Raw genomic sequence first — 14439 nt, 5'->3', positions numbered from 1 at the left:
CTCTTACCCAGTTATACTTTACTAATGGCAAAAATTCACTCTGTTTGTTTTACATAAAAATGGTGTGATATTTTTATCACACCATTTTAAAATCATTACTTTGTATGTCTTTGAGTTTATCAGAACTTAACTTTTTATCCATTCATATAGACGAAAATTCTACATCATTAAGAAACTATTTAAAAAGTTGCCTTTTATTTGGAACAATTCCATATTTGTTAGAATACTCCCATTGCAACCTTTCCCTTTATATTCTATACTGCATCTTCAATTACAAAATACAAACACACAAAGAGGGCCTCATCAGCCCTCTTTAATTAACATGCTTTTTACTTAATGCGTCGCGCCCCCGCACTCTACAATATCTACTTCCACTTCCGTCGCTACCTCAACTGCCAATTCTATTCCTTTACTAATAGTAGAAAGTGACATACTCGGTTGACCTGGATAATTGCTCGCTTGCTCTGGTAAGAACGGAATATGAACAAATCCACCTTTTATTTTCTTATCATGTTTCTCTAGTTCGTGCATGAGACCATAGAATAAATGATTACAAACGAATGTACCTGCAGTTTGTGAAACGGATGACGGTATACCTTCTTCGCGAAGTTTTTTCACGATTGCTTTCATCGGAAGTGTAGACCAATACGCAATAGGTCCTTCTTCTACAACCGGCATATCCACCGGCTTGTTCCCTTCATTATCAGCAATTCTTGCATCATCAATATTAATTGCTACACGCTCTATCGTAATATCTGGTCTGCCCCCAGCTTGTCCAATACATATAATAATTTCAGGCGACAACTCTTCTATATACTCTTTTAATACTCTTATTGATTTATGAAATACGGTTGGAACTTGTTTACTAATAATCTTGTACTCTCCGATTGTTTTTTCATGTAAACTTTTTGCGACTTCCCAAGCTGGGTTGATGCTTTCTCCGCCGAACGGATCAAATCCTGTTAATAATACTGTTTTCATAGTTTCACTCTCCTCATTAGAAACGATATACAAGGCCGTACATTATAAACATATTTATAATGAAAATGGACAGAGCAATTGGTACTTGCGCCTTAATGACAGCATTCTTATCTTTCAATTCTAAAAGCATCGCAGGTACGATATTAAAGTTTGCCGCCATTGGAGTAAGCAGCGTTCCGCAATATCCAGCAAACATACCGAGTGCTGCCATAATAGCTGGATTCCCTCCGTGCATTTGTACAATTAAAGGTAAGCCAATTCCGCCAGTAATTACTGCAAACGCCGCGAAGGCATTCCCCATTACGACTGTAAACAACATCATTCCTAAACAATACGCCATAACAGCAACGAATGGATACTCTGTCGGTAACACTTGTCCGACTAAATCAGAAACAACTTGTCCCACGCCAGACTTCGCGAAAATACCACCAAGTGCTGCTAACATTTGTGGTAAAATAACTGCCCAACCAACCGCTTGTAATAACCTACTTCCTTCTTGAACAGGCGTTGTTATTTTCGCTTTTGTAATACGCATCGCCGCAACGAATGCGAGTAATGCTCCTAACGCTAATGCAACTAATGTTACTTTATCAGGATCAACAAGTGCGACATTTCCCCATTTGATTTTTCCTAACGTTAACGTACCGATAATCGTAAAAATAGGTATTAATAGTGCAGGCATAAAAATTTTATTCTTTAATTTCTCAGCATGCTTCACACGTTCTTGCACTGGTACTTCTTTCTCCTCAGATTTTGTTACTTTATTTAATGAAGCTAAAACGACCATAGCGAGCACAATACAGCCAACGTAAAACGAAGGGATTACATTTCCGAATATGAATGTAACTGCAAACAATGCCCAAAATAAACTAGAACCAAATCGGTTTGGATGTTCACGATCAAATGCAATACGAACAGCGATAAATGCAACGATTATACCTAATACATAATAAATTGTATCCATTGTTATGATGTTCACCTTATATAGCCTCCTTCTCTTGTTTTTCTTCTGCCTTCATTGTTTTCTCTATATACTTATCAAACCTTCTAAACCTAATCCAGCTCACAATAAGTGCCGATATCGCAGTTGGAATACCCCAAAGCGCCATATCCCATACACCGACATGCATACCTACTGAATCGAAGAATCCTTTCATTAATAAAATGGCACCAGTTGCGATAAAAATATCTTCTCCGAAAAACCAAGCTGTGTTTTCCGCAGCTGCTGCGTTTGCTTTAATCTTTTCTCTCAATTTTTCAGGGAGTTTACCATATTTACCTTGTGCAGCTCCTTCTGCCATTGGCGCAACTAGCGGTCTCACTGTTTGCGCATGCCCACCAATATTCAGTCCAAGTGCTGCTGATGATTCTCTTATCGTAAAATATGACATTAATACTCTTCCAGTTGTTGCTCCTTTTGATTTCGTTATAAGTGCTTCTGCTCTTTCTTTTAAACCGTAACGCTCTAAAATTCCGATTACCGGTAAAGTTAATATGATTGGCATAGACATATATCTGTTTTCTATGAAAAATTTACCGAACATGCTGATCACATCATAAAAGCTTAAGCCTGAAACCATACCAGTAACAATACCCGCAACCATAACTACTAACAATGTATTTAGTCTAAATAAAAACCCAACTGCAACAAGTAGTATCCCAATTAATTTAATCATTTCCAGCACTTCCCCTCATTTATTATTTCGGTGCACTTATAGAAACACTATTAAGTTCGAATGTTCTGTATATTTTTTCCGCAAATTGGACTGCTTTCTCTCCATCCCCGTGTAAACATATCGTTTGCGCTTGAACTGCTACTTTTCCTCCATTAACTGCTTCTACATACCCTTCCTTCACCATTTGAAGTACTTGTTTTATTGCTTCATCTTCATTTTTTATAAGAGCATTTTCTTCTGTACGGCTCGTTAAAGTTCCATCCTGCTTATACGTGCGATCAGCAAAAGCTTCTTGTACGAGAGTTATATTATATTTTTCTGTTGCCTTTATAAATGCCTCACTATTCGCTAATCCGTAAAGTAATAATCCAGGGTTAATATGATAAATTGCCTTTGCGATTGCATCCGCAATTTCCGAATCAGTTGCCGCCATATTATATAAGGCACCGTGCGGTTTTACATGTTGCATTTCCCCTCCGGCAGCTCTAACAAATCCTTCTAATGCGCCAATTTGATATAAAACATAATCGTATACTTCACTTGCTGAAACATGCATGTTCCTTCTCCCAAATCCAATTAAATCAGGAAATCCAGGGTGTGCTCCTATTGCTACATTATGTCCCAGAGCTTTTTCAACCGTTTGCCGCATAACGGCCGGATCACCAGCATGAAAACCACAAGCAACGTTTATAGAGGAAACGAACGGAAGAATCTCATCATCATTTCCCATTTTATAAGCTCCAAAACTTTCTCCTAAATCACAGTTTAAATCGATTGTAGTCACGATGTTTTCCTCCTAATCTCAGCTTCGTAAAGCGATGAATTTCTTTAATAGACTCATACTTGTTTCCTGTTCTATATATAATTGTGCAGCTTCTTCCATAGTTATTTTTTCAAAAGTTACATAGTCTCCTGGTTTCAGCTGCGCTAGAAGAGGTAAATCTACTGAAATTACATTTCCAATTCTCGGATAACCACCTGTCGTTTGTCTATCCGCCATTAATATAATAGGCTGTCCACCATTCGGTACTTGAATTGTTCCGAATGTAACTGGGCTCGATAAAATTTCTATCTCTTCAACTCTATTTAAAACATCTCCGTCAAGCCTATATCCCATGCGATCAGCATACTTGGACACTTTATACTCTTTCGAAAAAAACGACTTTATACTTTCTTCTGTAAATTGATCATATTCAAAGTCTGTTATGACGCGAAGAATAGGCTGCTTCTTATATTTTGGTAAAGTATTGTTACAAATTGCCCACTTCGTTTTTATACGCTCTTCTTCTTGTAAATTTCGAATGAAACGACTCCCAACTTCTGCCCCTGTACCAATTTGAAAATAATCTCCTTTTTTCAGCATTCTCCCTTCAATACCGCCAAGAGCAGCACGTATGTAAGTACTTTTACTTCCCATCGTACGATCAATATTTATACCACCCGCAAAAGTCACATACGCCCTGCAACCGCTTTTCGCTTTTCCGAGACAAAGCATGCTTCCTTCTTCAGCTAATACGGGACGCCATAATGGAATGCGTTCTCCATTTAACAACGGTTCCATATCTGCTCCACCAATCGCGAGCAAAGTCGTTTTCTTGATTAACAACTTAGGTCCCATTATTGTAATTTCGAGTCCAGCCTCATTCTCCTCATTACCTACTAACATATTAATCATCCTGAGCGCGTTTTTATCCATAGCCCCGCCAACAGGTACACCGTATTGTTGATAATGAGATCGTCCTAAATCTTGGACTGTTGTAAACATTCCTGCATGCAAAACCTCTACATCCATTCTTTAGCCCCCTCAAGCGATACGTACTCTTCCTTTGTTATTGGTATAAATCGTAAATACATACCACTTTGAATATATGTTGGTGTTTCTTCTTTTGGATTAAATAGAGAAATAGGTGTTCGGCCGATAATATTCCAGCCTCCTGGTGTTTCAAGCGGATAAATACCTGTTTGATTTCCGCCAATACCTACTGAACCAGGAGCAATTTGTAACCGCGGCGTTTCTTTTCTAGGTGTTTCTAGTTCTTTCGGTAATCCGCCTAAATATGGGAACCCAGGTGTAAAACCTAACATATACACGAAATATGTTGTTTCACTATGTATTCGAATAACATCCTCTACTTGTAATCCTTGATAATATGCAACCTCTTCTAAATCAGGTCCATATTCTCCCCCGTAACACACCGGTATAGAAATATGTTTCACATCTCGGTTCACTTCTTCTTTATAAGAATCACACAGCCCCTGTATATACTGGCAAACGTGATCATATGGCCTTTCACTTCTCTCGTTTTGCTTCCATACTTCGTACAAATTGTAGTACACCGCTAATGAAGTAAACGACGGAACGCATTCAACCATTCCTGCAAACGGATGCCGCCTCAGCGCTTGAAATAATCGTTGTACTTTTTCGTATATATCCATCCCAATTTCTTCACCAAATGTAACAATAATTGCTTGATCCCCTAACGCAGAAAATTTCATCCCACTCCCTCTTTCTATGCCCAAAAGCCGAGTTCTTTCGAAATGCGGTATGCTGTTTCTTTCACTTTCGCAGTAAAATATGAAATGTTACTTTCGCTATACTCAATTGCTAATCCCGAAATACTAATGCCAGCTACAACCGTTCCATCACTTGCAAAAATTGGTGCTGCTATAGCCGCTGTATGATTTTCTAATTCAGAGTAGCTAATTGTGTACCCTTCTTTTTTCGCCATATGTAATACTTCTAACAAATTCTCCTTATTCACGATCGTTCCATCCGCAAACTGCTTTAAATCTGTTTCCTCTACGTACTTTCTTTTCTCTTCCTCAGAAAAATACGATAGCAAAATTCTCGGACATGCACCCGCATAAAGCGGTGCCCTTCTTCCAACCGCCGTATAAACACGTACCGGCTGAGCTCCTTCCATTTTTTCAACATAAATTGCATCATTACCATCTTGAATAATTAAATTTACTGCTTGCCCTAAACTATCTCTAAGCTCTTTCATATAAGGTATCGCAATATTTCTTACGGATAACCTTTGTGAAACAAGTTGACCAAATCGTAAAAAAACGACTCCGAGACGATACTTTCCCTTTTCTGTTTTTTGTAAAAAGTCCATTTCTTCTAACGAGCCAATTAAACGATAAACAGATGTTTTCGGCATATTCGTAAGCTGAACCATCTCTGTTAAACTTAGCTCCTCATGCTCATAAAACAACTCCAAAATATCCATTGTCTTAACTGCCGTTTTATTTATACTCATCCTATCTCCTTTAAGTTCCGAATTTCGGAACTTAAATTCCGTTTTTCGAAACAAACCTATAATTTAAAATTATAAAATATTCTTTCAATTCTATCAATATATTTTTCACAAACAAAAAAGTATGGAAGAATATTTCTCCCATACTTTTGCTTTACTTTATAACGCTCTCACTTGTTTCAATGGCCAGAAAACAGCTTGTCCTTTTCCGACAATTTCATCTTCTGAAATAAACCCAAACATACGACCGTCTTTAGATACTTCACGATTATCTCCTAAAACAAACACTTGGCCTTCTGGCACTTTCGTTTTTCCTGTGATTTGTTCTAACGTAAAATCAGGAGTTAATACACGGCCAGCTGCCTTTTCTTTAAATTCTTTTAAATACGGTTCTTCCATCGCTTTTCCGTTTACATATAAAACATCATCTTTATACTCAACTGTATCACCTGGTAAACCAATTACTCGTTTTACTAAATCGTACCCTTCTTTTCCGTGGAAGACGATAACGTCAAAACGGTCTAACCCGCTTATACTATAACCAATCTTATTCACGAGAACTCGCTCATTATTTTCTAAAGTTGGCATCATCGACTCACCTTGTACTAATGACGGCGTAAATAGCACCCCACGAACGATAAAGGCAATCGCAAGGGTAATACCTATCGTTTTAATCCATGAGATCAATTCTTTCTTCGTATTTGTCTTCATCGTCTCTCCTCTTTCTTAAATACTTACTTTATCCCGTATTAACGGGCAGTAAGACTCCCACATCAAAATTTGGCGAATGCGAGGGAGTTAGGTGGGAAATCAACTGCCCGTAAAAACCCGATTGGTGAAGGCTAATAATCAGTGGGGGATGGACAAAACCCCCACTGATTAAAGTTTCACTTTATTACTTCAACTAATTCTTGTACTAACTTTAGGTCAATTTCAGAAAAACATGACTTACCTTCTCTAACCGCTGTACCTACATGCGCCTGCGTAATTCCAGTTTCATCTAGCAATTGTTTTACATTCTCTTTCGTTACTCCGCTTCCGACAACAAGCTGTATATTCCCTTCACTTTCCTTTTGCATCTCTCTGAGCACCGGAATATTATCTACTACATTTCCTTGTCCGCCTGAAGTTAACACGTGAGTAACTTTATTGAATTTCTTCAAAGCTTTCATCGCTTCTACTGGATTTTCTGTATCATCTATCGCACGGTGATACGTTACATTTATTCCATCTACAACAGATAATAAATCTGCTAATTTCTCTTCATCAACTTCATTTTGTTCATTTAACACACCTAATACAACACCAGCAGCTCCAAGATTTTGAGCAACTACAATATCTTCTTTCATCATTTCAATTTCTTCTTCCGTATATGTAAAAGACTTTGCATGCGGACGAATCATAACATGAACTGGTATTTGCACTGCTTCTACTGCTTTTTTTATAAAAGCATAACTCGGTGTTAAACCACCTTCTGTATACGATGAAATGAGTTCAATTCGATTTCCACCAGCATTTTCAATTCGCTTCACATCTTCTAAACAAGTTGCAATAACCTCTAGCATGAGATAACCTCTTTTCGTACTTTTTTCTTATTATACAGTAGGTGAAATAAGAAAAATAGCATTCCACTATAAAACTACAAAAAGAAGAATGAAAAGAAAGATTTATCAAATTTATAATAAATGGAATATATGTTATGTTTTTCTAGTGATTATACATTCTTATATTCTTATAAAGGGAGAAAATATATGATTCTTACAAAAAAGCGGTTCGTTATCTCTAGTTCATTTATTCTCATTGCCTCACTTTGCACGATTACTTTATTAACAAAGCAAAATACAAAACTAGATTCCTCACCTTCAAATATAGAAAAAGAAACTATTACAGAATTTATGATGCGGGAAAGCCCACGCAAGACTTTAGTCCGTCTTTAGACGTGGGATGAAAGCATCGTTTTTGCATAGCAAAACATGGTATACTTTATTTATAGTCATGCAAAAGACTCTAAAACGACTGTTCTCTGAAAACAGAATACATATGAGGTTGGGGTAGCAAATTCTTCTACTCCGTAAAATGTATTAAGTCGTCATGCAAAAGACGTAAAAACATTTGAGAACCAACAATCTGTACGGTATGGTCACAGTACCGTAGCCCACGAACCTATATGGTCTGTTGTGGGAGTGGTGATGGCACACCGCAATCTTGCACGTCAGCGATACCAGAAATGGACTTCGCCTTTGGTAGCAAGAATCCCACTGACGTTAGTCAGCTTGCCCCTTTAGGGGTGGGAGTGTCAATTATTCAATTAAATTCAAAGAAGATCGTTTAGTCAAACACACGTTACAGCCAAATGAAAGTAAATCCTTTACTTTACGTTCACTCATCGCCAATCCTTTACCAGGTGATTATTCGCTATTTGCACATAATCAAGACGGTTCTGAAGGTAGTATGAATCTTGAAGTACAACCACAATAGAACAAATTAAAAAGGCTATCCTCTTATCAAAAGGATAGCCTTTTTAATTTGTAAAACGAGAATTCCCTATTCTTTGAACAATGACATAATACATGGAATTATATCAACGATTTTTCAAATATATCTATCACAACTCTAAATATATCAACGATTCAACATAGAATACTGATTCACCGACAACGAAAAGTCTGTTTCAGAACGGAACAAACTTTATATTTCTTCATTACGACCGAAACGCCGCATCCGCCAGCATAGATAGCGTTGCATCATCCATCGGCGGATTGTGTAGTCCTGCTCTGACGTTTAAATAATAGCGATGAAGCGGATTTTTTTCTGATAAACTTTTCGCCCCTACGATGCGCATTGCTTTATCTACAATAGATATTGCCGCGTTCGTTACAACATATTTCGCAGCTGCTAGTTCGGCTTGCAATGATAATTTATCTTCTGCCTCATCGTATTTTTTCGCAATTTGATATAAAAAGACGCGAGCTTGCATAAGCTCAAGTTCTAATTCTCCAACTAATCTTCTAACATTCGGTAATAAACTAATAGAATGATTTAAACTATTTGGCTTGTATGATCCCGCAAACTGAACTGCATAATTTCTTGCTGATTGTGCAATTCCTAAATAACATGCTGGTATATGAAGTAACCAGCCAATCCCCTTAGCTTTAACCTTTGAACCCTTTATATCAGTGAAAAAGCGATCTGGTATCTCTACATTTTGTAAAACGAGATCATGGCTCGCAGTTCCTCGCATTGCGATACTATCCCACGTTTCTTCAATTGATACGCCTATCGTATTCTTTGGAATGACAAACTCTCCGATTTCTTCCTGGCCTTCAACACTTGCTGAAATGATAAAATAATCAAGTACTGGCGCCATTGTCGTAAACGTTTTTCTTCCATTTATAATCCACTTCTCACCTTTTTTGACAGCTAACGTCTCTGGTTTCCCGCCGCGCGTAGGACTACCTGTATTCGGCTCTGTCGCTGCTCGATTAAAGAGGGCACCATTACGCACTTCTTCACAAAACCAAGTGAACATTTCCTCATCCCAAGAGCGATTTTCAGCTAATTCCTTTACAATGCCAAGGTGCCATCCAATTGATAATGCGGTAGCACCGCATCCTTCTGCTATTTTCTCTTGAAATAAAACGAAGTCATATAAAGAAATCGCATTGCCTCCCAATTCTTTTGGCAACGTTAATTTCGTATATCCGATATCTTTCAAATTATTAATATTTTCATACGGAAATGATCCTAATTCACTTAGTTGATGCTCCCTTTCCATGAACTTCGGAATCAATTTATTTATTTTCTCAATAACTAAAGATTGTTCTTCTGTTTCAACAAATGAGAGTGCCATACATAATCTCCTTTATGTTCGATTCATAAACCGTTCATTTTGTCATTATGATTATATGAAGTTACTTCTCTATTGTTTCACTATTCCGATAAAAATACAATGCTTTTGAACAATAAGAAAAGTTCCTATATGAAAGGATAGATTCTTTTCTTATATTAATCCCCTTTCAATGCCTTTAATGGCAAAGAGGTTACATATCCAATATACGAGCATAATTCTTTAAAAAAGAAAGGGATTTCTGTATCTAACGTTTTATACGCTGACGTTGGAGTTGGTGATGCATACGCTTCAATTTTAAGATGTTTTGCAATTTTCATCGCACGTTTCATATGAAGTGGATCACTCACGATCGTATATGTGTGTATTCCGTTCTCTATTCCAACTTGCTTTGCATTCTTTAAATTCTCTTCTGTGAAAAGAGATTTTGTTTCAATTAAAATATCCTCATCTTTTACACCATGTTTCAGTGCATACACTCTAGCAGTACGCGCTTCCTCAAGCTCTGCCTCAAACTTTGTACCACCTGTGAAAATAATCTTTTTAATATTACCGTTCTTATATAAAGAAATTGCATGATTAATTCTTTCTTTAAATACAGGAGATGGTTTTCCGTTCCATGAAGCTGCTCCCAGCACAATACCAGCATCTGTCTTCACACCATCATCTGTTTTAAAGCGATAACTCCAAATATCGTAAGCTGCATAACTTACATATAAAATAATAGAACAAATCATAAGCAAGAATACTTGCAAGATTCTTCTTTTCTTACTTTTCTTATTTTCTTTCATTTATAACTGCCTCCGTACATCATCCATACTTCTATATAAAAACGTATATATCAAATCATTTTGTTTGAATTTGTTTAAAAGAAGGAATTTTTCTTGTCATATATATTCATTAAAGGGTTTTCATTTAAAATTGAGGATTATCAATTCATTTTTCGTTTGCGGTTTCATTACATTTGTATAATTTATAAGTTTATTACCATACAACTACATTGTAACGAATTTTTTATCATAATGGAATGATGAAACAAAAGAAGTAACTGTTTTGTAAGAAAAAAGGTATATTTTTCATCTTGACGATCAATACACCTTTCTTAATATGAATTATCGTTTTTCTTTATACGACTCTAATTTTTCTAATAACCGTTCTTTTACAGCTGGCCATTCACTTGCAATAATACTGTATACAACTGCATCTCTAACATGTCCACTCGGCAATTTTCTTTCGTTTCTAAGTACACCCTCTTTTACTGCGCCGAGTCTTTCAATTGCTCTTTGTGCTTTTTCATTTCGGGCATCCGTCTTAATTTGTACTCTCCGCATATGCAACTTTTCAAAAGCATATTGTAATAACATATACTTACATTCTGTATTCATACTCGTACGTTGTACACTCGGGTCATACCACGTTTTTCCTAACTCAACAGTCTTATCTTCCACTGAAATGTTATATAAGCGTGTACTTCCTACTATTTCATTCGTCTTTTGATCAACAACAACAAATGGCAAATCTTTACCTGCCCCATAAGCTTTTATCGCCTTTTGAACATATTGCTGCATATCTTGAACAGTATCCATTTTAGAGATTAAATACGCCCAAATATCTCGATTTCCTTCCACGATTGAAAACATTTTTTCGACATCATTGCTATCCATTAACCGTAACTTTGCTCTTTCGTGAATAATTTCCATTTATTACCCCTCCTCTCTTGTAACTATATCATACAAAAATAATAACGTATTATTAATATATAATAAATTAAATAGAGTGAAAAACTCGCTTTTCTTTAAAGCGAGTTCATTCGTTATAGAAGTATGTATGCAATCGGCGTAATAATAAGCAACGTTAAAATCGTTCTTTGCACATATAGAATAATAAGTTCAGATACTTTTAACGGAATATCTGTCGATAATATACAAGGGATTGATGCGGAGAAAAACAAAATAGATGATACCGAAACAACTGCAATGACAAACTTTGTCACAAGTGGTGCACTTACAACTAACAATGATGGTAAAAACATTTCTGCAATACCAACTGATGCAGCTTTAGCAGCTAACTCTGCTTCTGGTAATTGTAAAGCCCACGTAAATGGATAGAAAATGTAACTGATCCAATCAAATATTGGCGTGAACTTTGCTAAGACGATACCAATTAACCCTACTGACATAATCGATGGTAAAATTCCCATCGTCATAATAAACCCGTCTTTTAGGTTCACTGCGATATTTTTCATAACGCCCGGTGCAGATTTTGATACTTCTAACGCATCTTCCCAAGCTCGCTCTAACATTTTCTCTTTATAAACGGGCTCTGGGAATCCTTCTTTCGTAATATATGTATCTGGTTTTCTACTAAGTGGTGGGATTCTTACGGTGATAGCAGTCACGATGAATGTTACAACAAGCGTAGTCCAAAAATAAACATTCCATAAATGCATAATGTCTAGTGTTTTTGCGATGATGATCATAAATGTTGCGGATACTGTTGAAAAGCCTGTTGCGATAATCGCTGCTTCTTTTGTCGTATACTTTCCTTCTTTATACACCCGGTTAGTAATAAGAAGTGCAAGTGAATAACTTCCAACGAAGGAGGCAACCGCATCGATTGCTGATCGTCCTGGCGTATTCCATAACGGTCTCATAATCGGACGGCAAAATGTACCGATAAATTCAAGCAATCCGTACCCGACTAATAACGCTAAAAACGCCGAACCAATTGGAACGAGTAAACTTACTGATATTACTAGTTTCTCATACAAAAACGGGCCAACATCTGGCGCAAAGAACCAAGCTGGTCCTACTTTCAAACAATATAATACGCCAAAAACAACACCTACTACTTTTAAAATAGAAAAACAAATATCTACAATAGATGCATTCCATTTCTTCGTATAAAATGGATAAATCGCACCAATTATCATTACAAGTAGTGCGTAATATGGTACTACAGAAGGAATTGAAGTCCGGATCCACGATACGATATGATCAATCATAATTGACGAAGCACCGTTTATCGTAACTGGTACGAAAAACATAAACACACCTACTAAACTAGCGAGTATAAACTGAAGAATAATCCCCTTCTCTCGCCCTGTCTTAATTACATTACTTTTTAATTCAATTTCACTCAAAATTCGACACCTCCTATTATCTAAATATTCTGTATAATAATGTTAGATTCCTTCTTTTGATTTTGAATATTTAATCATGTAAAAAAGCCTATTTTGAAATATACAATCAAAATAAGCCTTTTTCTATTACCTCTCATAATCATCCACAATTACTTGAATCACACGATAAGATTCTTCTGCCACTCTTTTATTACTATTTTTATTCGCATCATATGTAATTAAAGCCTTCCAAAGCGCCCATCCTCTCGCTCTATTCCACGTTTCTTCATCCATACGTAGTACTTTTTTAAATATCTTTCTACTATTCTTATCAAAAAATGTCCATGCCATCGCTGCATCACAAGCAGGGTCTCCTACTCCTAAAATACCAAAATCAATTACAGCACAAAGCTTTCCATCTTTAACAAGTAAGTTACCCGGCGCTACATCTCCATGAACCCAAACTGGTTTGCGGTTCCATGTTGACCGAAGTGCTAAATCCCAAAGGTGCTTTAATAATGTCTCATCAAAAACATCCTTATTATTTACAATGGCCACTCTCGCTTCTTCATCGTATACAGATATAAGCCCGCCACGGTAAAAATTATGCGCTCCAGCTACTGGTCCGTTACTCGTATCAATTGATTGCAATTCTACTAGAAATGAACCTAAGTCCGTTGCAAACCCTTTTAAGTCACGAACATTTTCTTTCGTAACTGTTTCTCCCTCTATCCACTTATTAATAGACCAGGACCACGGATACTCTTCAGACGGATTTCCTTTTGCAATTGGTGCAGAAATTGGTAAAGAAAGTTCCTTACTTAATATAGGAAGCCACTTGTTTTCTTTCTCTACTTGCGGTGCATATGCTGCAGCGCTTGGTAATCTGACACTCATCTGATCTCCTAAATGAAACGTTCTATTATCATGCCCGCTAAGCTTTACAGGCTTCACTTCTAAATGTGCCCATTCAGGCAACTGTTCCTGTATTAACTTCTCAACTAAACTTACGTTAATTGGATTCATTCACTTTCTCCTTTTCTTTTGAAATTTACTAAGCCCATCCGTACTACCGATATACTCAAAATCACATCGCTTATAAAAATCATTCAACAGTTGGTTATGCCCAACACAATCTAACTTCAAATACTCTTTATCACTTTGTACATTCTCTTCTACCCATTGTAAAATCCATTCTCCTATTCCATTCCCCTTATACTCCCGCTTCACCGCAAATCTATGAATATATAAAGAATCAGAAACTTCCTCTTTACCAAAAATACGTTCATCCCATTCATTTTGTTTAGGAGATACTGTAACCGTACCGACAATTTCATCTTCCTTCGGAACAACATACGTATATTTCTCGCTTATGCCTTCTAATATTTCAGCTGTAGCTTCTCCTCCTAAAAGATACTGCCATTGATTCACTTCTTTATGTTGTAGCCACTGTGCTACTTCTTTTAATAGAGTGATAATGCTATTACTTTCTTCTTCTGTAGCAATTCGAATTGTATATTCTTTAACTGTATTTCTCTCCATATTGCGTTCTCC

16 protein-coding genes are annotated in these 14439 nt (G+C 36.7%); 1 reads left to right on the top strand and 15 read right to left on the bottom strand.

Annotation, left to right across the window (positions count from 1 at the left end; all coding sequences use genetic code 11):
- Positions 1–333: 333 nt before the first annotated feature.
- From pcp to ACE38F_RS13230, 9 genes are all read right to left on the bottom strand, one after another.
- Complete coding sequence (gene pcp, locus ACE38F_RS13270) at positions 334–981, bottom strand: pyroglutamyl-peptidase I (protein WP_375371223.1); 648 nt, start codon at positions 979–981, stop codon at positions 334–336.
- Between the two features lie 16 nt (positions 982–997).
- Entirely contained in the window at positions 998–1960 is a 963-nt protein-coding gene (locus ACE38F_RS13265; RefSeq protein ID WP_033707001.1) for a DUF979 domain-containing protein, read from the bottom strand.
- Position 1961: 1 nt separating this feature from the next.
- Positions 1962–2657 carry a DUF969 domain-containing protein gene (locus ACE38F_RS13260; RefSeq protein ID WP_000593391.1) on the bottom strand — a complete coding sequence of 232 codons (696 nt, stop codon included), beginning with the start codon at positions 2655–2657 and terminating at the stop codon, positions 1962–1964.
- A gap of 22 nt (positions 2658–2679) precedes the next feature.
- Complete coding sequence (gene pxpA / locus ACE38F_RS13255; protein ID WP_375371224.1) at positions 2680–3441, bottom strand: 5-oxoprolinase subunit PxpA; 762 nt, start codon at positions 3439–3441, stop codon at positions 2680–2682.
- Positions 3442–3459: 18 nt separating this feature from the next.
- Positions 3460–4449, bottom strand: coding sequence for a 5-oxoprolinase subunit C family protein (locus ACE38F_RS13250; RefSeq protein ID WP_375371225.1), 990 nt, complete (start codon positions 4447–4449; stop codon positions 3460–3462).
- Positions 4440–5153, bottom strand: a complete 714-nt coding sequence (gene pxpB, locus ACE38F_RS13245) for a 5-oxoprolinase subunit PxpB (protein WP_078174754.1) — start codon at positions 5151–5153, stop codon at positions 4440–4442. Before pxpB ends, ACE38F_RS13250 begins: the two co-directional genes overlap by 10 nt.
- Positions 5154–5167: 14 nt before the next feature.
- Positions 5168–5920 carry an IclR family transcriptional regulator gene (locus tag ACE38F_RS13240; RefSeq protein ID WP_078174755.1) on the bottom strand — a complete coding sequence of 251 codons (753 nt, stop codon included), beginning with the start codon at positions 5918–5920 and terminating at the stop codon, positions 5168–5170.
- Between the two features lie 156 nt (positions 5921–6076).
- The gene (gene lepB, locus ACE38F_RS13235) at positions 6077–6628 is read right to left on the bottom strand and encodes a signal peptidase I (protein WP_002110627.1); all 552 of its coding nucleotides are present in this window, start codon (positions 6626–6628) and stop codon (positions 6077–6079) included.
- Between the two features lie 176 nt (positions 6629–6804).
- Positions 6805–7482, bottom strand: a complete 678-nt coding sequence (locus ACE38F_RS13230; RefSeq protein ID WP_375371226.1) for a copper homeostasis protein CutC — start codon at positions 7480–7482, stop codon at positions 6805–6807.
- 186 nt (positions 7483–7668) lie between these two features.
- Between ACE38F_RS13230 and ACE38F_RS13225 the strand changes: the two genes are divergently transcribed.
- Positions 7669–7854, top strand: coding sequence for a hypothetical protein (locus ACE38F_RS13225; protein WP_078174757.1), 186 nt, complete (start codon positions 7669–7671; stop codon positions 7852–7854).
- A 764-nt stretch (positions 7855–8618) separates the two neighbouring features.
- On the opposite strand, the gene ACE38F_RS13220 is transcribed toward ACE38F_RS13225, so the two are convergent.
- From ACE38F_RS13220 to ACE38F_RS13195, 6 genes are all read right to left on the bottom strand, one after another.
- Positions 8619–9767: an acyl-CoA dehydrogenase family protein gene (locus ACE38F_RS13220; RefSeq protein WP_375371227.1), complete on the bottom strand. Its 1149-nt coding sequence runs from the start codon at positions 9765–9767 to the stop codon at positions 8619–8621.
- A 155-nt stretch (positions 9768–9922) separates the two neighbouring features.
- Positions 9923–10555 carry a YdcF family protein gene (locus ACE38F_RS13215; protein WP_002161257.1) on the bottom strand — a complete coding sequence of 211 codons (633 nt, stop codon included), beginning with the start codon at positions 10553–10555 and terminating at the stop codon, positions 9923–9925.
- Positions 10556–10876: 321 nt separating this feature from the next.
- Positions 10877–11464 carry a GNAT family N-acetyltransferase gene (locus ACE38F_RS13210; protein WP_078174759.1) on the bottom strand — a complete coding sequence of 196 codons (588 nt, stop codon included), beginning with the start codon at positions 11462–11464 and terminating at the stop codon, positions 10877–10879.
- Between the two features lie 113 nt (positions 11465–11577).
- A complete protein-coding gene (locus ACE38F_RS13205; protein WP_375371228.1) occupies positions 11578–12906 on the bottom strand; it encodes a YjiH family protein in 1329 nt (442 codons plus the stop codon).
- Between the two features lie 126 nt (positions 12907–13032).
- Complete coding sequence (locus tag ACE38F_RS13200; RefSeq protein ID WP_375371229.1) at positions 13033–13911, bottom strand: aminoglycoside phosphotransferase family protein; 879 nt, start codon at positions 13909–13911, stop codon at positions 13033–13035.
- Complete coding sequence (locus ACE38F_RS13195) at positions 13912–14427, bottom strand: GNAT family N-acetyltransferase (RefSeq protein WP_340824611.1); 516 nt, start codon at positions 14425–14427, stop codon at positions 13912–13914.
- Between the last annotated feature and the right edge of the window lie 12 nt (positions 14428–14439).

It is taken from the genome of Bacillus altaicus (assembly GCF_042136375.2).
GTDB lineage: Bacteria > Bacillota > Bacilli > Bacillales > Bacillaceae_G > Bacillus_A > Bacillus_A cereus_U.
Note: the sequence above shows the minus strand (reverse complement) of the source record. Positions and strands in the feature narration are given on the sequence as shown.

Excerpts from the sequence above, each read along its gene's own strand:
- pcp (WP_375371223.1), bottom strand. The coding sequence starts at position 981 with ATGAAAACAGTATTATTAACAGGATTTGATCCGTTCGGCGGAGAAAGC.
- ACE38F_RS13260 (WP_000593391.1), bottom strand. The coding sequence starts at position 2,657 with ATGATTAAATTAATTGGGATACTACTTGTTGCAGTTGGGTTTTTATTT.
- ACE38F_RS13250 (WP_375371225.1), bottom strand. The coding sequence starts at position 4,449 with ATGGATGTAGAGGTTTTGCATGCAGGAATGTTTACAACAGTCCAAGAT.
- pxpB (WP_078174754.1), bottom strand. The coding sequence starts at position 5,153 with ATGAAATTTTCTGCGTTAGGGGATCAAGCAATTATTGTTACATTTGGT.
- ACE38F_RS13240 (WP_078174755.1), bottom strand. The coding sequence starts at position 5,920 with ATGAGTATAAATAAAACGGCAGTTAAGACAATGGATATTTTGGAGTTG.
- lepB (WP_002110627.1), bottom strand. The coding sequence starts at position 6,628 with ATGAAGACAAATACGAAGAAAGAATTGATCTCATGGATTAAAACGATA.
- ACE38F_RS13230 (WP_375371226.1), bottom strand. The coding sequence starts at position 7,482 with ATGCTAGAGGTTATTGCAACTTGTTTAGAAGATGTGAAGCGAATTGAA.
- ACE38F_RS13225 (WP_078174757.1), top strand. The coding sequence starts at position 7,669 with ATGATTCTTACAAAAAAGCGGTTCGTTATCTCTAGTTCATTTATTCTC.
- ACE38F_RS13220 (WP_375371227.1), bottom strand. The coding sequence starts at position 9,767 with ATGGCACTCTCATTTGTTGAAACAGAAGAACAATCTTTAGTTATTGAG.
- ACE38F_RS13215 (WP_002161257.1), bottom strand. The coding sequence starts at position 10,555 with ATGAAAGAAAATAAGAAAAGTAAGAAAAGAAGAATCTTGCAAGTATTC.
- ACE38F_RS13210 (WP_078174759.1), bottom strand. The coding sequence starts at position 11,464 with ATGGAAATTATTCACGAAAGAGCAAAGTTACGGTTAATGGATAGCAAT.
- ACE38F_RS13200 (WP_375371229.1), bottom strand. The coding sequence starts at position 13,911 with ATGAATCCAATTAACGTAAGTTTAGTTGAGAAGTTAATACAGGAACAG.
- ACE38F_RS13195 (WP_340824611.1), bottom strand. The coding sequence starts at position 14,427 with ATGGAGAGAAATACAGTTAAAGAATATACAATTCGAATTGCTACAGAA.